17 protein-coding genes are annotated in these 18,405 nt (G+C 59.8%); 12 read left to right on the top strand and 5 right to left on the bottom strand.

The window, feature by feature from the left end; translation table 11 throughout:
• Positions 1-145 precede the first annotated feature (145 nt).
• Entirely contained in the window at positions 146-502 is a 357-nt protein-coding gene (locus LN047_RS21035; RefSeq protein WP_076515760.1) for a hypothetical protein, read from the bottom strand.
• A 164-nt stretch (positions 503-666) separates the two neighbouring features.
• On the opposite strand from LN047_RS21035, the gene LN047_RS21030 reads away from it, so the two are divergent.
• The 3 genes from LN047_RS21030 to LN047_RS21020 all read left to right on the top strand — a co-directional run bounded on the left by LN047_RS21030 (position 667) and on the right by LN047_RS21020 (position 1,730).
• Positions 667-1,104 (top strand): antirestriction protein, encoded by a 438-nt coding sequence (locus LN047_RS21030; RefSeq protein ID WP_076515758.1) that lies wholly within the window; start codon positions 667-669, stop codon positions 1,102-1,104.
• 151 nt (positions 1,105-1,255) lie between these two features.
• Positions 1,256-1,600 (top strand): hypothetical protein, encoded by a 345-nt coding sequence (locus tag LN047_RS21025; RefSeq protein ID WP_054470961.1) that lies wholly within the window; start codon positions 1,256-1,258, stop codon positions 1,598-1,600.
• A gap of 1 nt (position 1,601) precedes the next feature.
• Entirely contained in the window at positions 1,602-1,730 is a 129-nt protein-coding gene (locus LN047_RS21020) for a hypothetical protein (RefSeq protein ID WP_255376753.1), read from the top strand.
• Positions 1,731-1,868: 138 nt separating this feature from the next.
• Here the strand turns inward: LN047_RS21020 and LN047_RS21015 are convergent, their stop codons facing one another.
• Both LN047_RS21015 and LN047_RS21010 read right to left on the bottom strand, forming a co-directional pair.
• Positions 1,869-2,495 (bottom strand): hypothetical protein, encoded by a 627-nt coding sequence (locus LN047_RS21015; RefSeq protein ID WP_076515757.1) that lies wholly within the window; start codon positions 2,493-2,495, stop codon positions 1,869-1,871.
• 72 nt (positions 2,496-2,567) lie between these two features.
• On the bottom strand, positions 2,568-3,383 hold the full coding sequence (locus LN047_RS21010) for a SprT-like domain-containing protein (protein ID WP_373980089.1): 816 nt from the start codon (positions 3,381-3,383) through the stop codon (positions 2,568-2,570).
• A 378-nt stretch (positions 3,384-3,761) separates the two neighbouring features.
• Here LN047_RS21010 and LN047_RS21005 point away from each other — a divergent pair, with 378 nt between their 5' ends.
• A complete protein-coding gene (locus tag LN047_RS21005) occupies positions 3,762-4,784 on the top strand; it encodes a ParB/RepB/Spo0J family partition protein (protein WP_373980088.1) in 1,023 nt (340 codons plus the stop codon).
• A gap of 74 nt (positions 4,785-4,858) precedes the next feature.
• On the opposite strand, the gene LN047_RS21000 is transcribed toward LN047_RS21005, so the two are convergent.
• The gene (locus LN047_RS21000; protein WP_373980087.1) at positions 4,859-5,500 is read right to left on the bottom strand and encodes a hypothetical protein; all 642 of its coding nucleotides are present in this window, start codon (positions 5,498-5,500) and stop codon (positions 4,859-4,861) included.
• A gap of 194 nt (positions 5,501-5,694) precedes the next feature.
• On the opposite strand from LN047_RS21000, the gene LN047_RS20995 reads away from it, so the two are divergent.
• The 4 genes from LN047_RS20995 (at position 5,695) to LN047_RS20980 (ending at position 10,850) form a co-directional block, all read left to right on the top strand.
• The gene (locus tag LN047_RS20995) at positions 5,695-6,582 is read left to right on the top strand and encodes a hypothetical protein (protein ID WP_076515751.1); all 888 of its coding nucleotides are present in this window, start codon (positions 5,695-5,697) and stop codon (positions 6,580-6,582) included.
• A gap of 41 nt (positions 6,583-6,623) precedes the next feature.
• Positions 6,624-7,859, top strand: a complete 1,236-nt coding sequence (locus tag LN047_RS20990) for a hypothetical protein (protein WP_373980086.1) — start codon at positions 6,624-6,626, stop codon at positions 7,857-7,859.
• A 112-nt stretch (positions 7,860-7,971) separates the two neighbouring features.
• Positions 7,972-8,442, top strand: coding sequence for a single-stranded DNA-binding protein (ssb, locus tag LN047_RS20985; RefSeq protein WP_063589053.1), 471 nt, complete (start codon positions 7,972-7,974; stop codon positions 8,440-8,442).
• A gap of 161 nt (positions 8,443-8,603) precedes the next feature.
• Positions 8,604-10,850 carry a P-loop NTPase fold protein gene (locus tag LN047_RS20980; protein ID WP_373980085.1) on the top strand — a complete coding sequence of 749 codons (2,247 nt, stop codon included), beginning with the start codon at positions 8,604-8,606 and terminating at the stop codon, positions 10,848-10,850.
• A gap of 789 nt (positions 10,851-11,639) precedes the next feature.
• Here LN047_RS20980 and LN047_RS20975 read toward each other — a convergent pair.
• Positions 11,640-12,743, bottom strand: coding sequence for a hypothetical protein (locus LN047_RS20975; RefSeq protein WP_373980084.1), 1,104 nt, complete (start codon positions 12,741-12,743; stop codon positions 11,640-11,642).
• 22 nt (positions 12,744-12,765) lie between these two features.
• Between LN047_RS20975 and LN047_RS20970 the strand changes: the two genes are divergently transcribed.
• The 4 genes from LN047_RS20970 to LN047_RS20955 are packed head-to-tail and all read left to right on the top strand — an operon-like array spanning position 12,766 to position 18,059.
• Positions 12,766-13,689, top strand: a complete 924-nt coding sequence (locus LN047_RS20970; RefSeq protein ID WP_092578921.1) for a tetratricopeptide repeat protein — start codon at positions 12,766-12,768, stop codon at positions 13,687-13,689.
• Between the two features lie 4 nt (positions 13,690-13,693).
• The gene (locus tag LN047_RS20965; RefSeq protein ID WP_373980083.1) at positions 13,694-15,607 is read left to right on the top strand and encodes a hypothetical protein; all 1,914 of its coding nucleotides are present in this window, start codon (positions 13,694-13,696) and stop codon (positions 15,605-15,607) included.
• Positions 15,604-17,574 (top strand): DEAD/DEAH box helicase, encoded by a 1,971-nt coding sequence (locus LN047_RS20960; protein ID WP_373980082.1) that lies wholly within the window; start codon positions 15,604-15,606, stop codon positions 17,572-17,574. The genes LN047_RS20965 and LN047_RS20960 overlap by 4 nt, the downstream gene beginning before the upstream one ends.
• Positions 17,571-18,059 (top strand): hypothetical protein, encoded by a 489-nt coding sequence (locus tag LN047_RS20955; RefSeq protein ID WP_373980081.1) that lies wholly within the window; start codon positions 17,571-17,573, stop codon positions 18,057-18,059. Before LN047_RS20960 ends, LN047_RS20955 begins: the two co-directional genes overlap by 4 nt.
• Positions 18,060-18,405: the final 346 nt, after the last annotated feature.

Raw genomic sequence — 18,405 nt, 5'->3', positions numbered from 1 at the left:
GCGGACCAGGCTATTGCGCTGTGGGTGTTAGGACGAAACGCGTTTCCACACAGCCTCGGTCGCATGCTGCCGCTGGTCAGCTCAAGCATGCCGGTCAGCTCCGAGCGGAATGGAGGTCAACGATGGCCAGCACCAGCAGTAGGCGTCAGACACGGTCTGGGCGCTGATCCAGATCTCTGACCGGGTAGTACCTCGTGAACGGCTTGTCCCGGTCCTTCCATTGCTCATCAAGACGGGCCTGCACGCAGGGTTCCCGTAGCAGCGCTGATTTGTGTTCCATCAGTAGCAGGGAGCCGGGCATCACCTTCATCTGTTCGCCGTTGCGCACGGCCTCTTGCCACATTTCCTGGCAGTACTCATAGACCCGAAAGGCCTCAAGGAGATGGGCGTGAAGCCGCGCAATCTCCCAACAGTATGCGCGGGCGGCATCCGTTGGATCAGCGTCGAAAAGTGCCCTGATCTGGGCGAACGTCAAGGGGGGCGGATGTTTGTCGTGGGGCATAACAGAGTCTCCATTACTGTATAAATATACAGTAGTCTGCCATTCCGTCCATTCCAGGCGCTTTTTTTCGGGGGTAGGGCGTGCCAAGGCATCCACCGAGGAATGCAGACCACATCCCTTCAATCGGCAACCCGGCATTCCGCCGGACCTTTTGGAGAGAGAGTATGAATGCAGCAGTTGAAGAGGGTACGGACGTCATCCAGGCGACTAAGGTGTCTGGGGATCGACGACTGTCGATCCTTCCCAAGTACTTTGGGCCTGGCCTCCGGTACCTCATGATCGGCGAGGCGCAGGTGTACAACCACATGGAAATGCTGTGCAGCGAATACCGCGGCGGCTATTGGGAGTTTTTCGAGCTGTCGAATGGGGGCTTCTTCATGGTGCCCTCCATGCAGAAGGAGCGCGTTCGCGTCGTGCAGGCGATGAACGGCTATAGCGGCGAGGTATCGGTGGAGGCGGCGGGCATCATTGCGTGCCTTTTTGGCTTCTACGCGCTTGCGTGCCAAAGCCAACAGGAAAACCATCTCGACCTGTACATGGCTCTGCGAGATTTCGCGTGCGGCCATGCTGAGGCGCGCGAGATCCTCCAGGCCATTGACTGACCCCAACCCGGTTCCATTCTGGAACCGGGTTTTTTATTGGCGGGAGCCAGCCACCGGGGCATGAAGACGACCTAGGGCTACTGAGAGAGATTCCGGCACCGCACGGGCCTCGTGCGTGCGCGGATGTTACTATCTGTATCTAGGAGGGGTGATGCTTATTGCGTTCTTGATTCTCAGCCCCCTGGCCCTAATGTGGCTAGTGGCGGAGTTCTACCACCCGCCCACGCGGGAGATGTTCGGCAACCTGAAAAGGAACCTGTTTGGGCCTCTTTGGCGCTCGTTGACCTACCCCGTAGGCAAGCAAAGAGAGGCCTTCGGCCAGTTCTTTGTGGGTGTTGCGATCGCCAGTTGTGTCGGTGCCGCTACTGTGGCGTTTGAAACAAACTGGGGTGCGGCAACGTGGGTGTTGTACGTAAAGTTGGTTGGGCTGTCCCTTGGGATGGTGCTATCATTGGCTCTGGCCAGTTTGTTCTACGGCACGAAGCAAGGAGACTGATATGGATCTCGGAACCGCTGTAATGCTTGGCGTCCTCGCGGCCGTCGTTGGTTTCGGCCTGTTCGTCGCCAACAACGTCGTGAAGACTGACCGTGAGAAACAGCGCGAGTCGGGTCACCATCCAGCGTGACACGTCGCCCGGAAAACCCTCGATTCGTTCGAGGGTTTTTTTTTGCCCTCGACAGGGGGCGGTCAGTTCTCCACGAAGGCACTCCTGCCGGGGCAGGCGTGCATGTGCCAGTGTGGGCGAGCCCGGCGAGGATGCCGCTCAATTGTCGTAGCCGTGTGAAGCGAGCACCTGGGCCATGTTTGAGCCTTCCCAGGAACCGGGCCGGCTCCCGACCATGCCGAGGTCTTCCGCAAGCATTTCCAGCGCACCCGCAACGGTTAGCAGGCCATGTGTGCAGCCTTGCTCTATCTTGACCTGGTGCGAGCCGTTGAGCTGGCGCAACAACTGTCGGATGGTGGTGTGAAGCTCTCGCGAGAGGCGCACGTCCACGATAACGGTGTTGGCGTCGGCGGTCGCTGGCTCCGGCTCCAACGCGGGATCGTCGAGCTCGATGGCACGCTTGCGGTCTCGGTACAGCTTTTCGACGTCGTCCCGGGGAATGGCGATGGACACTGCATTAGGCTTTACGCCCGGACGGGGGGCGCCGTCGTCGCCGAAAAAGTGCTCATAGGGCATGTCTTTCCCGGTCCTGTAGAAGGCCTCGACATGCGGCACGAAGCCGTACGCATCGCTCACTAGATCAGGATCGTCAACAATTTGTTTATCGCTCACGTCGATGAAGCCCGGCAGAGTCAAATCCACGATCGCGTCTGGATCGCAATCGGTGAGGATGGTTTGCAGCTCGCGCACGGTTAGGCGCTTCTGGGTAGCGGGTTCGGTGCTCATGATGGAGTCCTCTGGGAGGTTTCCCGTTGGGTGTCAGTAAGGCGCTTTGAGTGATGGGAATGGCGTTATGTGCTATGGGCATTGCGTAATTGCTCCGCACTCCTCGAAGGGGGCGTTGCGGCACATCGGGATACCGCACCTAAGCTTCAGATTGGGCTTTCCCCAAACCTGAGTGAGGCAAGTCGCGCATCGGTATTTGACGCGGTTGGACCGATTGACCAAATCGCCCGAGGGAAGCGCAAGTACGGATTCGGCCCGACCTAGCCCTAGGTATGCCGTCGATGTGATTCCGGGTGTCGTCGTCAGCGCGTCTGACGTGGCCGGCGGAATGGTCGTGGCAACCGGCGTAGGATCGACAGGAAGCCGCTCGGCAGGAAAACGATCGAGCCAGGAGAGCGTGAATTCGCGGGTGAGCAGCGAGTCGCAAGCCAAGTCGAAGGCGCCGCCGGCCTCGATGTAATGATCCATCTGCTGACCCGTCTTGCGCCCGCCTGGCTTGCCCGTGTGGGACGGGATTAGTCCGATGGATTCCATTTTGTCCGCCCATTCCTTGTTGTGGTACCCGCGGCGGCTGAAGCTCCCGAAATGGCGCTGCCATTGGTGGACTTGTTCGTGAACCAGGGTGGAGAGCGTGTTCTTGATCGTCTGACTTGCGAAGTAGGCCGGGTTCAAAGCAATTTCGTCGACCATGTCGCCGGTGCCTCGTCGTACGAAGCGGCCCTTCGAGAAGTAGCCATAGGTGCCTTTGCGCCGTTGCAGCGTTATCAGGCACGGTGGTAGCTGCGCGTCGAACATGGTCCGGTTGAAATGCTCGAACGCCACGTACAGTTCGCCGTACGCCTCAGCAGTTGGGCCATTCGCGGACGGTTCGATAAATTCGGTTGGCATGGTCATGTCGCAAAATTTGGCGTGCTTGCCCCTTACGGAGCAAATTTAGCTATGCTTTAATTCCACTCGATGCATCGCTCGTTGTGCATCGTCAACGACTCTCTCCAAGTCGCTTCATCCGACGAGACTAGCGCCCCAGCCGTTCCACGGTTTGGGGCGTTTTTCATTGGCAGAACCGAATTCAACGAGGCGTGGATACATCTTTTGGTAAGGCTAATATTAACTAATGCTTTACGTTGAATAAAGCATCAATTGATAATTCTTCAAAAGTAGCTTTGCTCGGCCCTTATGGGCGCCATCGCCAAACCATCCGCAGCGAGCCCATTCAGTTATCGAGGCCGTCTGCGTCAGCGCCCTACAAAGGCCAAGGAGAACGCCATGAATGACCAAGTGCTCGATGATCAACTTCCGCCGACGACCGTCGAGCGAGAGCTCGTGCGAGGGAACGTGAAAGCGAGCATGGACGCCGCGGGCGCGAAGAGCTCGGACCTCTGGAACGTGCCCTATGAGCAGATCCGCCTAATCCCAGGATGGCAGCCGCGCATCAACAACGAAAAATGGCGGATGCGGGTCGCGTACATCGGTGGCCTGATCCTCGCCAACGGCTATGCGCCGGACAAGCCCGTCCAGGGCTATGTTGCGCGCGAAGGCGGCCTGGACGTGCTCTACCTGACCGAGGGGCATACCCGATATCATGCGACTGGATGGGCGCGGGAGCACGGAGCGAAGATCGAGCGTATTCCCATGATCGTGCTGCCCAAGGGCACGACCATGGTTGACCTCACCGTGGCTCAAGCTAATGCCCAAGAGGGCACACCGCTCGCACCCTACGAGCTGGGCATTTTGATGAAGCGGATGATCGGATATCAGGTGTCGGTATCCGAAATTGCCCGTCGTTTTGGCTACAGCGAGCAGTACGTCAACGATTTGCTCTCGCTGATGGGCGCCCCGAGCCGAATCCGACAGATGGTGATCGAGGACAAGGTGTCGGCCGCCGTGGCGGTCCAATTCCTCAAGTCACATGGCGACAAAGCGGAGGAGCGGCTCCTGGAGGGGCTCAAGATCGCGGATTCCATGGGTCAAACGAGGGTGACCCGCAAGGTTCTTTCGACCGGGCCCAAGGTCCCTCCGCGATACGTGCCGAACCTCTACGACGCAATGACGAAGGTCGCGCCGTATCTTCAAGGGTTCCTGCCGGGCGAGACCGCCGAAATTCCGGGTTTGGAAGATGAAGCCGACCTGGTCACGGTGAAAATCAGCAAATCGGCGCTTGAGGCATTCCGCGAGACGCACTTGCAAGTCACGGAAGCCATGGAGAAGCGTTCGCGCAAACAGCCGACTGCGGGGGCGGAGAACGACGGCGACGTTGGCGCTCAAGGGGAGCAACAATCGCTAGCATGACCGTATTGGCAATGTTCGCCGCAGGAGGGGAGCGGGGCGGCCCCGACTGCCCCCCTACAGCGGTTCGCACGGCCTCAGAGTTCCTGAACTACGGGCTCGCGGTCGGACTTGCCTTGCTTTGTCTTTGCCGGGTGGGCAGGCGCGATGCCTGCGTCGGCCATCAGGAGTTTGCGCTCCATCGTGCATCCCCACTCGTACAGCTCCACCACCAAGAGACGTTGAGCGAGCGGGAGCGAATCCCAATACTGCTTGGACGGGGGCGCGTATCCCACCCATTTCGGGTCGGCCTGTAGTTTCTGGGCGGTGAGCCACAGCTGCTCATCCAACCCGATCTGACACCGCAGTTCTGAATGCTCGATGTCGCCGGCGAGCACGCGCAGCCAGAACTGAGGGATGCCAAGCCAAGCTGCCAGCCAGGCGCCCCGTTCCTTATCGCGGACGAGAGAAAGGGTCGCCCGCTGGCCGGTGAGAATCGCAGTCAGAGCGCCTTGTGTGAGGCCCAGTCGACTCGCCAGGGTGGTGAGATTCAGTTCGCAGCGCGGATCTGCAAGCTTTTCGCGGATCCGCTGTACGAGAGGTACCCCTGGCCAATGGTCCGGTCCCGTGGACCGGGGAGGATCGTCGGGGGAAGAGCGCCGGGGGCGGCCACGCTGCGGCCTTTTGGTGCCAGACGAGGCGGGTAGTTCGAATTGGGCATTTTGGTCCTTGCGTGCCATGCGCAGTCTCCGATCGATGAAATAAATATCATCAGGGCTAATTGACACGCATTGTGCATCAGTCAAGCGTCTAAACCAAATTTTTGGCCCCTAAAAGTGGTTTTTGTTCGTTCCTCATTGTATGAAATAAAAACAGCGCGTATCGTGGCACCGCGCAATGTTTAACTTGGAACCGAGCAAAGAAAGGAGCCCACATGCTTTCTGCCGAAGCCGCAGTATCTCCGCGCTCGTTCGCGTACACGAACGGGATGATGAACGCCGTCTGGCTGGTCGGAGAGCTTTTCTCCGTCGACCGTGAGGCGGGCCGGTGCGAGATCCTGATCTCCAACAAGAGCCCGCACTATCGCGTCTCGTTCGAGTTCGACGTGACCAAGGGCGTGGGTCTGCCGAAGTACTTCAAGCCCGGCGACGTGATTGCCGTCACAGCGCTGGTACGCTCCGACCTCATCGATGGCGAATACAGCCTCACCTTGAAGGCGCTGCACTTCCAAGCACCGAGCGTTCGCGACCTGCGTGGGGATGACTTGCGCGACTATGCGAAGCGCATGAACGGCGCCATCCTCAACGCGGCCGGTGCCGAACCCGGACGACAGGACGCCTTCACATACAAAATCGATCGCGCCCAGCGTAAGCGATCGAACGTCATCCGGCTGGCGGGCTTCGTGCACGCGATGGAGTTCGAACGAGGCGAGCCCCATCCGGAAACCCAGGAGCCCACCGGCGACAAGCTCGTGCTGCTGCTGCGGCAATTCGAAAATGCTGATAAGTGCATTCCGATACGCATCTATGGCCGCCAAGCGGGGCCGTTTTATACGGCCATTCGTAAAGCCAAGCGCAACGGGCCCTTGGCCATCCACGCCATGGGTGAGCTGTACGTGAAGGTGAAGACCACGCCGTCGCCGGACGCAGACGCAGAGCCCGACGTGCGTCGCGTGCCCATTATCAAGGCGATCGGGGACATCGAGCGCCTTGACTTCGATTCCGGACTGATCGGTGAGCCCGGGCTATATCCCTGGCTCACGGAATACCTGCCGAGGGAACTCGTGTCGACGATGCCTGAAGCGACCGAGCAACGAGCATGAGCGGCCGCGAGGGGCCCGTTCTCGCCGGCCGTCGACGCGCCATGGGCAAAATGCTCGGCGCTTTACTGGTCGCAGGTCTTCCTGCGTTCGGCAGAGCCAATGCGGCGCAGATTGCGCCCCGCGTCGCGGATGGACTGCCGGATGGTCGTATTTGTGTCCTTTCCTACAGTACCGCGCCGCTTCCGCCCGCCGCTGTCGGCGGCGCAAGCGCTGCGATTGCAGTCCTCAGTGTGAACGGGGAAGCCCCTGCTTATGTTTCGTCCGACTCTCCGAACCTCCACGACCTGGTCGTGCCGGCGAGCAATCCCGAGGGGAGCATTTTCGCGATCGGCCATGAGGCCCGGGAGTTGATCGAGGTCTTCTCGAACGACTTCACGCGCCGGGAGTCGCGACGATACGCAGGGGTGACGTTCCGCGGCCATGGATTGGCCTACGGCGCGGGAGCGCTTATCGCCGCTGAATCCTCGACGTCCCCGATCGAGGGGGGATGGTTGTTGTACCTGGACGCCACTGGGAAGGAAATCACACGCGTTGCTACGGGCGGTATACGCCCGCATGACGTGGTCGACTGCGGCGATTGGATCGCCGTTGCCCACTATGGGAATCGACCGCAGGGGCCGAATGCCGGTTCGGCGGGTAGCGCATGCAATCTCCTGTTCGATGTGGCGGCGCCGAGCGTGGCGTTCCTCGACAAACGCACGTTGGCGGTCGAAAGCAATTGGGCGCTTCCCTCGGACGGCGTAGCCACTCACCTTTGCCCCGATGGAGAGGGAGCGGTGCTGGTTATGCAGATGCAAGCTCAGCGGCTCTCATGCTTTCAGGCTGACCAAGTTACGACCGCGCTGGCGCAGGTCCGTGACAGTGCCTCGCTCCTGCCGGTAGAACTCGAAAGCGGACTCTTCGAGTTGCCGTTGCCCGTGTACCGCGTCGATCGCTTGAAGGGAGTGACGACCAAGTTCGACACCTCGGCAACGATGCAGCGACGTGGCCAAAGCTTTGCGAGGAGCGAGTCGCTCGGCCTTTCGGTCGCGACGTTCGCCGCATCGCAGACCTTGTGGATGAAGTGGGATGGCTGGGACAGGCCCGAGGTTCGGTCATCCCTTCGCTTCGGCGTGCCAGATCCCCGGGGATGCACATTCCTTGGGGGCGGAGCGTTGCTGGCGGTCAGCGGCAACGACAACAACGTTGCCATCATTGAGCCGAAGTCGGCCCGCCTGTTGACCATTATTCCTGCGGTGCTGGGGCGGCATTCGCATATCCGCCACCTTGCCACTTAGTCGGCTGCCAGCCACCGGTGGATGTCGTCAACCTGCCGTTGATCGGATAAGACAAGGCTCTTCCGCCCTGCCGATCTAGCGAAATCTGTCATTTTCCGAAGGAGAAATCAAAATGGCATCGGTCAACAAAGTGATTTTGGTTGGGAACCTGGGACGAGATCCCGAGGTACGCTACTCGCCGGACGGCGCCGCAATCTGCAATCTGTCTATCGCGACGACGTCGCAGTGGAAAGACAAGTCCTCCGGGGAACGCCGCGAGGAGACGGAGTGGCATCGAGTCGTTCTGTACAACCGCCTCGCGGAGGTCGCAGGCGAGTATCTCAAGAAAGGCCGGCAGGTCTACATTGAGGGCCGACTCAAGACGCGGAAATGGCAGGACAAGGACACGGGGGCGGACAGGTACAGCACCGAAGTCGTCGGCGACCAAATGCAAATGTTGGGCGGACGAGGGGGCGGCGAAGGCGGGGGCGACGACCAACCTAGTTCCGCGCCTGCGCAGCAACGCAACCCCCGCCCGGCGGCACAGCAGCCTCAATCTACCGGCGCCTCGCTGGCTGACATGGACGATGATATTCCGTTCTAGTTCCTACTAAGCCCACTTTTTGCCGGTTCACGCCCGCCTTTCTTCGGAAGGGTGGGCGTTTCTCTTTTGGGGATCGGATCTCAAGCCGCCGGGGGGGGACGCGGTCACACGCCTGACGAACTGGTAACAAGTTGGGTAACATTCGGGGACTGGAGGATCCCATGAGATGGATTAGAAGCCTCTTTGGAGGGAAACGCGCGTCGACCACGTGCACGACTGACGCATCGACGCATGAAACGGCCAAAGAACAACCCGAGAGTCCGTATCTTTCAGATGATCCTATAACGTCGAAGACGCAGGACCGTTTTGGGCGTGCGCCATTCGCGGCCAGGATCGCTGAGACGATAGCGAAGCGAGCGGACCCGTCGAGCATTGTCATTGGCCTCTTCGGGCCCTGGGGCGACGGTAAGACGTCCGTTCTAAAAATGATGGAAGAATCGCTTGGCCCCCACCAGAACGCCATAGCGATACGTTTTAACCCATGGCACTTCCCGTCCGAAGAAGCGCTTCTGCGCGGTTTCTTCGCAACGCTGGCCGAAACTTTGGGCAAAGAACCTGGGTTCAAAGGTCGAGCGGCCGAGCTTTTGGGGAAGTACGGCGGTCTACTGTCGGCTGTTTCCGTAGCGCTGCCAGGCGTAGATATCAACCCGGGTGAGGCTGCCAAGAATCTCGGAGAGGCCTTATCGAAGGTCGGCCTTGATGAACTGAAGGACGAGATCGATGCCCTGCTCCTCGAAAGCGGTAAGAGGCTCGTCATCCTCATTGACGACATCGATCGCCTGGACAGGAACGAGACCCATGCGATTTTCAAGCTGGTCAAGTTGTCGGCCAGCTTCAAGTACACGTGTTACGTGTTGGCGTTTGATGACGATGTGGTTTCTGCCGCGCTCGGTGAACGATATGGGGCGGGAGGGGCGGAAGCTGGCCGGGCATTCCTGGAAAAAATCATTCAGGTGCCGCTCCACTTGCCGCCGGCCGACCGCCTAAGTCTTCGAGAGATTACTTTCGAAGGACTTAACCGCGCTTTACAACAAGCCAACATATCAATCGATCAGTCGCAAGTCGACAAGTTTACGCGCCCGTTCGTCGACGGCCTTGAGCCGAAGCTACAAACGCCGCGGCTCGCAAAGCAGTACATCAACGCTCTCCTGTTTTCGTTGCCCTTGGTAAAGGGGGAGGTGAACATTGCCGAGTTCATGTTGATTGAAGGACTACGCCTACTGTATCCCCGGCTATACATTGCAATACGGGACGAGCCAGATATGTTCCTACAAGGTGAGCCCCGCGACATTGCGCGCAACCCACTGCAAGCCCAGCCGTCGCCCTTAGATGAGGTCCTGGCAGCCGCTATGCCACGCTCTACGGCAAAGGAGCGTGACATTGTTAGACGACGGCTGTTGGTACCGCTTTTCCCACGTGTCGACACAATGATGTACGGTCCCGAATGGGATAAGCAGTGGACGGCCGAGCAACGCTTGTGTTCGAGCCGGTATTTCAAGCGCTACTTTGTTTATGGGGTACCGGAAGGCGACATTGCGGATAGCGGAATTGACGATCTAATCGCTTCGTTAGCGACGGGTGATCCGGAGGCGCAGCGCGCGACCTTGAACAAACACGCCGACCGGGCGATGCCGCGATTAATTGAGAGGCTTCGGGACCGTGCCGAGGACGTTGACGAAATCGCGGCGCTGCCTTTGGCGCTCGCAATAGTTCGGAACGGCGATATGCTTCCGCGAGAGCGTGGACCCTATGTCATGGGAGGAACCTTCCTGCAAGCGGCCATCCTCGTATCTCAACTAATGAGGCAGATCGAGATGGCGCACCGGCTCGATGCGGTGAAGACGGTGATTGAGGCCGCGCAGCCGTTGGCTTTGGGCAGCGAGTGCGTTAGATGGCTCACTCACTATCCGGACAAGCCCGAGGCGCATCGTGTCTTGCCAGACGATGCAAACGACGCCGTCTACGAGCTATTCGCCGGCAGGGTTCGAGCCGCAAGCGCGGAAGGTCCGCTCTTCCTAGCGGCGGCAATGGACGCGCCAGGGCTCTATTGGCATTGGCAGAGGGGGCGCGGTAAGGCAGAAGTCGAAGAGCACCTGCGAGGGATATTCGAGCAGGACCCAGCTAGCATGGATGCGTTCCTCGACACCTACGTCGGGGAAGGTTGGGAAGTGGCAAGCGGGATGCCAGTCCGCTCATTCTTGCAGCGAAATAGCTATGATTCCATCGCATCCTGTATCTCCCCTGAGTATGTTATGGAGAACCTCCGGGAGCGTTATGGTGCAGAGCTGGACACGCCCGAGTATCACTCCGACGGAAGTTCGGCGCGAAAGGTTGCGCACCAGTTCGCTGCTATTCATAAGGCCGTACTTGAACAAGCGGCCCAGCCTAACCGGGCCGAAGGCGCGTAGAGCGGCGTAACGATCGCGATCAGATCCCGAGGAGCGAGTTGTGACGACACCCAGAAAGCACCGGAGAGGCGTAGCTCCCATCGAGGCGGCGCCCGCGCAGCCAACTGGCGGTAGCGATATCGCCGATTATCTCGGCGCGGTGATATCTGACGCGTTTTCGCTGCTTTGTGTCCCGGGGGCGTCAGTGCTTGGGGCCGCGGCAAAGGCAGCGCTACAGGCCCGTCAAGCCAGGCGAGCGGAGGAAGCTCGCCACATCCTGCTTGAGGAACTACGAGCGGGGCGAGCGACGCAGCACACCGTTGAACTGGAGGAGTCCGCAGACATCGCACTGCGGTACGCGCGGGCAGTGCGCGAGGGTGTCGGACGAATCAATCTCCGCATGCTGGCGGCCGTGCTCGCCGGCCAGCTTGCCCACGAGGCCGTTTATGCGGATGAGTTCTACCGTTGGGCCGATACCCTAGCCGGATTGACGACAGAGGAGATTGTCGTCCTAGCGGGGTATTTGCGGCACATGCCCGCCGATTTGCGCACGGCACGTCTAGTCCAGTTGGGGGCGGCGGTATACCACGACATTTATGGGGCAGACACGGCTCGGTGGGGCGACTTTGAAGCGGTCAGGGGCGCTTTGCTTCGAACCGGTCTCCTCTCGATCTCAGCAACCGGCGGGGCAATCGGGGACGGTAACAGCGTTGTGTTTGCCCCGACATCCAAGCTTCAAGAGTTGGGACGGTTGGCCGAGATAGAGGGGGTGTTGGAGCGCAGCGGCCTGTCTAGGGGCGGGGCGCACCCCTAGGTCTTTGCAGCGTTGCCGCCCGCGGCATCGACCAGCCCGTCGTACTTGCGCATACGGTGCGGCGGAGGAATGTTGAGGTCCTGGCTCCAACGCGTGATGGTGGTCTCGGACACGTCGAGTATCTGGGCGAGCTCACGGTTCGTCCGGACGCCTGCGCGCTCCTTCCATTCGGCGATCATCTTCGCCATGCTGCCGCTCTTGCCGGCGATCTGTTTCCAGCGGTCGTTCTGCTGCTTGACCTGGTCGAACTTTGCGCGGAACAACAGTCGTGCACGCTCCAGCAGTTCGTCCGGCAGAGGGGCGATGCCCTTCATGTACGCGCTGAGGGTATTGGGATTGCTGCTCAGTGCTGCCGCCAGCTCGGGAATCGTCATTTGGAGCTTGGTCTTAATTTCGCGCAGCTCAAGCTGTCCCGCGGACGCGATTTTTGCGGTCCGGGGGGCGCGTGTCGGCTTTGCCGGCAGCGTGGATAGCTCGGCCAGGGGGACGGGCGCCCCGGGCAGTTGTCCGTCCAGCGGTGGAATCGGCACCGGGATCCAATCTTCGCGAGTTGGAGGCGCCGCCAGCGCTGCGGCAAGTTGTGCGTGGGCTTTCTTGGCCATCATGGTCGTATCGAGGCGGAGAGTATCCGATTCTACAGGGACAAGCGCGGCCCCAACCTTGGGGTCGTCCAGGTCGGCAGTGAAGGGTAGCTCGGAATCGTAGGGATTGCGCGTGTAGTCAAGAACGAGATTGCGTGCGCAGCCCTTGAGCGCGCCCCATATGGCATCGGGATCCCGCATTCGAGGTAGAAGCCGAATTACGACGACCGCCGCGAGTTCACTCAACAGCTCTTCCAGTCGGTCGCTTCCCAGGTGCCCGTAGCGCCGCAGTGCGCTCCAGGCGATCGCCCGGATGTCTGGGTTGGTCAGAACGAGCCGCGCGATTTGGTCAGAAAGCTGCTTTTCTTGCTCGGTTCCTCGATGTTGGACGTACTGGTGGCAGAGCAACCGGAGGTCTTCCCCGCGACCAATCGGGTTGAGATCTGATCGATTTTTTATCATAAGATTTATATAAATCAGATGGTTGACACCTCTAAATGTTAACATCGCCAGGGTCAAAATCGTCTGCGTGAGAGCCTGAATGTCGTGCCGAAAAGAGAAACTCGCTGCAATGGCCCTGGTGACGGTCTGCTTATCGGCACCGGCGTCAGTTCATGCCTCCAGTGGGGTGATGGAGGCGCTGACGGACGGCGTGAAAAGCGCGTTTCGCATAGGCAATGACGGACTTGGGGCGAGGGGAGACGCGGCCAAGCTTTGGTCCGCACACATGTCGGGCGACCGGGAGGCGCTGGACCGCCTTGGCCTTATGGCTCGGCGTGGCAATCCGGAAGCCAAGGCAATCCTCGGATACGCCTTCGACAACGGTATCGGTGTGCCCCGTGACAGCGCACGTGCGGCCTCCTATTTCTCGGAAGCCAAGAAGAAGGTGCCGCTTGCGGCCTACAACCTCGGTGTCCTGCTCAAGGAAGGGCGCGGCGTGCCAGCGGATCCGCGCGAAGCGCTGACGGCCTATCAACAAGCTGATGGGATCGGCCCCGCGGCCGCGATGGCTGCGAGTCTGTTGTTTTCGCAAGGGCGCACGGCCGAGGCATTGGAATGGTCGGAGCGCGCGGCGAAATGGAAGAGCTCGTACGGGACATACCTGCATGCTCGTCTGCTTCTGGACACTGGCCGTGAGAAACAGGGCTTCATTGCGATGCGCAAGGCTGCCTCCATGAACTATCCGGATGCTATTGATGCGCTTGTGTACCTGTACCAGAGAGGCGTTGGCACGAAGCCTGATAACGCTATGGCGGCCGGGTACTGGATCATTGGACAAGTCGGTAAAGGGATCGCCAATGAGGACCAGGCCAGCGAGTTGGCGAAGCAATTTGGGTTGCCAGATCATGAGCATTTCAAGGCGGTCAGATTCGCGCGCAGATGGCTACTGGGCAGGGCGAAGTACACGCCGTTTGACTTCTCCCGCACTTTGGAACCCGGGGACCTAAGCAAAAAGGGGAGTTGAGGCTATGGCCCTTGGCGCAAATAACAAACTGCCTTTGCGCATTGCGCGCGTAACGCTGTTCTGGTGGGTCCTGCTTACCATCGTCGAGTTCGGAGACAACCCCCTGGGAGTGCTATCCTACCTCGCCACAGAGGAATTTGACTGGCGCACTTCGCTGCTCGTCATCCTCGCGTCGTCGGCGACTGTCGCGGCCGTAATTTTCGTCCAGCGGGAGCTGGCCCGGTCTCGTATCCAGCCCACGGCACTATTGGGAATTGAGTGCTCGATTGGTGAAGTCCCAACCTCTTTCAATGCTCTACCGAGAATCCGAGACCCGCGAAAAGAACGGTTGGCGCTGCCTCCGGCACTGGATGTGTGGATGGCGCAGGCGAAAGCCACCTGGCCGGCACACCATAACCTCCTTTTGGCGGTATGGGACACATACTGCGCGCACAAGCACTACCCAGCATCGCATCGACGTGGCGGACATGCATCCAGGCGGCTGCACGAGCATTGCGCGGCAGTAGCCGTCAAGGCGTTGGAACTCGCGCCAGGCTTCGACTATTCCGGCGTGTATGTAAAAGCGCGTCGTCGAAAGACGTTCAAAGTCTTGGATAAGAAAGACCCCGCCTACAAGCTCTTGCCGCAAGACCCGCTCATCGCTGTTATAGGAATGGTGCATGACATCGGCAAGCTGCTCGTGTACCGAGTCTCTGCGAAAGGCGATATCGTCGCCAACGCGGAGGAAGCTGGAAACACCAGCCATGATGATGACAAAGGCGTGGTGCATGACGTGCTTGCACCGCGGTTACTGTCCAGGATGCCGGAGTACTGGGAACTGCCAGACCACGATCGCGAGGCGCTGAGCGTTGCGCTGGCTCATTACCATCATCCGAGTGACTTTCCTATCGACAAGTACGGTCTTCCGGTCGATGACCGTGCTGCCGCGCTAATGGGTATTCTGGTAGCTGCCGATCGGGCCGTGGGCGTCGAAGAGACCGGCGTCAGCGCAAGCCAAGATCAAGAGGTCGACGATTATGACGCGGACCAAGTATGGGAGGCGCTGGCCTCGGTTCTTTGCGAGCCGGGTCGAATCAACGGCACGGGAGACCCGGAGAAAGATGCATCCGTACGGATTGGCCAGAAACACGAGGGAAAGATCTTCATCCGCGAACATGACTTGCGGATTCTGGTTCTCAAAAAGCTTGGTGAGACCATCTCTAGCGGGCCTGATCGGTACAAAATCACTTGCGCGATCCTAGCCGCCCTCTATGACCGTGGCCTTTTGTATGCCGAGCATCGGAGCGTGTCCTTCTCGCCGCACCTCCCAATGTATAGCGTTGGGCTCTACCACGGGAAGACGACAAAGCACATTACAGATTTCGCGCCGGCCATTGTCATGCATTCGCCGCCACCGACGATGGCCGAGCTGGGACGATTGACCTACTTAGCCGACCACGTCGCCACAGCTGTGATAAAGGCCGCGTCGTTCTACCACCTGCCTGTGCCGCCATCGGAATCCTGGATCCAGGAGAAGAACGCCGCTGCGTTCGGGGCACCGACTGGCCTGAGCGCTGACTGCCCAACAGAGGATGGCGCACCTGACCAATTGACACCGCCGCAGGAGTCCGAATCCGGGAACGCGCGGCCAAGTGATCGCGACGCGCAGCGAGCGCTCGCCGATGCCATGGCCGACCTCGAAGAGGAGGCGGAGGAAGAGGCGTTGCTCCAGTTTGTCGCCGAAGAAGAGGCGTCAGGGAAGCCCAAGAAAGGTGGCGCATCTAAGCCTGGGCGTCGCCCGCTTGGCCTGGCCGCGCTTGATCCGACAGCGTCGGCGGAGATGAGCCGAGTCGTGATGCAGGCCCTGGAAGCCCAGCAGCATCGCAAAAAGGCGGCCGTCGAAGCGGGCAAACGCTCAACCACACAGGAGGCCGAATGAACGCGACTGCGGTTAATCACATTGACGCTCTCTGGAAGTCTTTGGCCAAAGCGGGGGTCGATTCCCGAGAAGCAGCATTGCTCATCGCGCCGGCGGGATATCACGACTACAGGCAGCCATCCACCATCTTGCCCGTGGCAAACCAAGGCAGCGAGTCATATGTCTTGGTGGCCTGCATTTCCATTGTCTTCATGACCCAGAGCGGGCGGCCGGTCGACCGGGAAAGCATGGAAGCTGGGCGAGTGTTCGTAAGGGCTTCGGACTCGGCCGGTAGCGAGGCAGATTTCCACTGCTACGGTGATATGGCGAATTGGCGGACAGTGATGCCGGGCGACGATATCTTCGTTGCAGGTGTACTGAGGTCGTCGCACGGGCGCGCTTCCATGGTCAATCCGTCTTTTATCGCTGCGGACGCAAGAGGGGGCGTACGGCCGTTCTATCGAGGAAAGCAGGGGGTGTTAGGAGGTGACAAGATCCGGTTAGCGGTGCATAGCGTTGGCCCAGACGGGATCCCGGGGGCGGTCGCCCTTCTATCGCAGCGAACAGGCATGGATGCCGACGCCATACGGGCGACGATTGACATGCCTGCGGAGAGTCTGATCAGGCAACTACACTGGCCCGATTCCCTCGCCGACGCCACCCAATCGTTGGCCGCAGCCCGTGCCTTATCGCTCGCCGCGATTGCCTGGAAGGTTGGCGCGAACCGTGAACGCACCAATCAGCCGAAATCTCGAATTGTCTTGACTGTGGAAAGACTGGCCGAGTTGATAAAGATGGTGCCCTATCCTATGACGAAGGACCAGCGGCGGGCGGTAAAGCACATCATGGACGATTTGAGTTCGAACCTGGCCATGGCACGGCTGCTGTCGGGTGATGTTGGGACAGGCAAGACTGCGGTGTATCTGGTTGTCGCCGCAGCTGCCAGCGAGGTTGGCGCCCGCGTGGCAATAGTGTGCCCGAGTCGCCCTTTGGCCGCCCAGGTCCACTCCGAGTGCGTTGCATTCTTTCCGCACATTAAGGCGGTGTGCATGATCGCTGGCGCCAAGCCCAAGGACGTAGATGACGCGTTGGTGATTGGGACGACCGCGATCATCTCGTGGGCAAAGAAGGGCGGCAGAGCGTTCGACCTCGTGATTGTTGACGAACAGCAGAAGTTCTCGACGGCTCAGCGTGCCGCCTTGGTCGGTCCGTCCACGAATCTACTGGAAGTCACTGCGACGGCGATTCCTCGCACCGTGGCGCTGGTAGGGTTGGCCGGGATGGACGTGTCGGAGTTGCGAGAGGTTCCAGTCACCAAGCTTGTCCGGACGCGATTGGTGGATAGGGAAAAGGCCCAACAGCTATCAGCGTTTGTGAAGGACTTGATTGCGAAGGGCGGCCAGGCTGCGTTGATCTACCCATTGGTGGACGGAGACGACGACCAGGCAAGCGGCACCTCGGCGTTTCGTCGGTTTCCCGCACATTTCAGCGACCGCGTTGGATTCGTGCACGGGAGAATGAAGGACGAGGAGAAAGATGAGGTTCTCAAACGGATGAGAGAGAAAGAGATCGATCTGCTCGTCAGTACAACGCTAATTGAAGTCGGGGTGACGCTGCCGTCGCTGGTTTGTATGGTCGTGGTTCATCCCGAACGATTCGGCGTCACACAGCTGCACCAGTTGCGGGGGCGTCTCGCTCGCACGGGCGGAAAGGGCTACTTTTTCATGCTTCTGGACGGCGAGATTAAACAGGCGAGCCTTGACCGGCTCCGCCTGCTTGAAGAGTGCACCGACGGGTTTAGTCTAGCGGTTCGCGATGCTGCGATGCGCGGGCCTGGGGATGTGTTTCATGACCTGGGGGCGCAGAGCGGCGCGACTCGATCGCTCTTTATGGGGATAGAGCTCACGTACTCAGACCTGGAGCATGCCGCTCTGCGGGCCCTTGCTTTCGAGGCGGAAAGTCGAATTGCCGGTCAGGGGGCGCAATGACGGACATGGTCAACTTCGACGTCGCGACATGGGAGGCGCGTTGTGAATCACTCCAGGCGATGGCCCATGCCGGATGCGGACTGAGCTGTGACCTGTACCAGCAACGATTCAGTGCCGCCGTCGAAGAGCACATTGTTGGGCTTCCTGGCGAGATGAAGTCGCTCGCGATTTCTGTTGCCGTGCCTTTCGGCTACCTCGCGGCGGGGGAGTTGGCACAGGTTCAAATTGAACTGGCTGAGTGTGGCTATTGCACACACGGAATTGATCCGAACTGCTGCCCGTTTGGATGTGGTGATATCGACCACGACGACCCTGAAGAGCCTTGGCAGGAACCGCATCCGGAGGTCGACGAGTTTGACCTGCTACTGGAAGAGGTGCTCTGCAAGCTCCGCCTTGGCGCCGAACGGTTCGATCGGAAGCTGGCGGATGCGTTGGCACCGCTAAAAGGACGAGGTATCGCCTCCTCTGATCTTCCCGCGCGGTGAGTGGCAAGCCCCGGGTAAAAAAAAACCCTATTCCAAAAGGAATAGGGTTTGCTGGCTTATACGCGATACAGCACCGGTCTCGGAACTACGGAGGATCGGGGCTTATCTGCCGGCCAAAGCTTGTGCGCGATGGTCACGTCGTCGATCTTTACCCTCCCGTCAGTACTTACACGCCTCCGTACCGGGGGCGCAGCGTACATGCCAGGAACAGGCACCCAAGGATGTGTGCCTCGTTTGCCTGGGCGTTTGATCAGCGGTCGAAGCCACAAAAGCGACTTTCCCGATATGGACACTACCTGGTAGTAATCCACGTCTGTCGTCGATCTTCCCCAAACAGCCTGGTAGA

Origin of the sequence: Achromobacter sp. JD417 (assembly GCF_041879325.1) — a bacterium.
GTDB lineage: Bacteria > Pseudomonadota > Gammaproteobacteria > Burkholderiales > Burkholderiaceae_B > Achromobacter > Achromobacter mucicolens.
The sequence above is the reverse complement of the archived record's forward strand: the minus strand, read 5'-3'. Positions and strand labels throughout refer to the sequence as shown.

What these genes read in the sequence shown, in the direction of transcription:
- ssb (WP_063589053.1), top strand. Translation starts at nt 7,972, where the DNA reads ATGGCATCGGTCAACAAAGTGATTTTGGTTGGGAACCTGGGACGAGAT.
- LN047_RS21035 (WP_076515760.1), bottom strand. Translation starts at nt 502, where the DNA reads ATGCCCCACGACAAACATCCGCCCCCCTTGACGTTCGCCCAGATCAGG.
- LN047_RS20965 (WP_373980083.1), top strand. Translation starts at nt 13,694, where the DNA reads ATGGCCCTTGGCGCAAATAACAAACTGCCTTTGCGCATTGCGCGCGTA.
- LN047_RS21020 (WP_255376753.1), top strand. Translation starts at nt 1,602, where the DNA reads ATGGATCTCGGAACCGCTGTAATGCTTGGCGTCCTCGCGGCCGTCGTT.
- LN047_RS20970 (WP_092578921.1), top strand. Translation starts at nt 12,766, where the DNA reads ATGTCGTGCCGAAAAGAGAAACTCGCTGCAATGGCCCTGGTGACGGTC.
- LN047_RS20955 (WP_373980081.1), top strand. Translation starts at nt 17,571, where the DNA reads ATGACGGACATGGTCAACTTCGACGTCGCGACATGGGAGGCGCGTTGT.
- LN047_RS21010 (WP_373980089.1), bottom strand. Translation starts at nt 3,383, where the DNA reads ATGCCAACCGAATTTATCGAACCGTCCGCGAATGGCCCAACTGCTGAG.
- LN047_RS21005 (WP_373980088.1), top strand. Translation starts at nt 3,762, where the DNA reads ATGAATGACCAAGTGCTCGATGATCAACTTCCGCCGACGACCGTCGAG.
- LN047_RS21015 (WP_076515757.1), bottom strand. Translation starts at nt 2,495, where the DNA reads ATGAGCACCGAACCCGCTACCCAGAAGCGCCTAACCGTGCGCGAGCTG.
- LN047_RS21000 (WP_373980087.1), bottom strand. Translation starts at nt 5,500, where the DNA reads ATGGCACGCAAGGACCAAAATGCCCAATTCGAACTACCCGCCTCGTCT.
- LN047_RS20995 (WP_076515751.1), top strand. Translation starts at nt 5,695, where the DNA reads ATGCTTTCTGCCGAAGCCGCAGTATCTCCGCGCTCGTTCGCGTACACG.
- LN047_RS20980 (WP_373980085.1), top strand. Translation starts at nt 8,604, where the DNA reads ATGAGATGGATTAGAAGCCTCTTTGGAGGGAAACGCGCGTCGACCACG.
- LN047_RS20990 (WP_373980086.1), top strand. Translation starts at nt 6,624, where the DNA reads ATGGGCAAAATGCTCGGCGCTTTACTGGTCGCAGGTCTTCCTGCGTTC.
- LN047_RS20960 (WP_373980082.1), top strand. Translation starts at nt 15,604, where the DNA reads ATGAACGCGACTGCGGTTAATCACATTGACGCTCTCTGGAAGTCTTTG.
- LN047_RS21030 (WP_076515758.1), top strand. Translation starts at nt 667, where the DNA reads ATGAATGCAGCAGTTGAAGAGGGTACGGACGTCATCCAGGCGACTAAG.
- LN047_RS21025 (WP_054470961.1), top strand. Translation starts at nt 1,256, where the DNA reads ATGCTTATTGCGTTCTTGATTCTCAGCCCCCTGGCCCTAATGTGGCTA.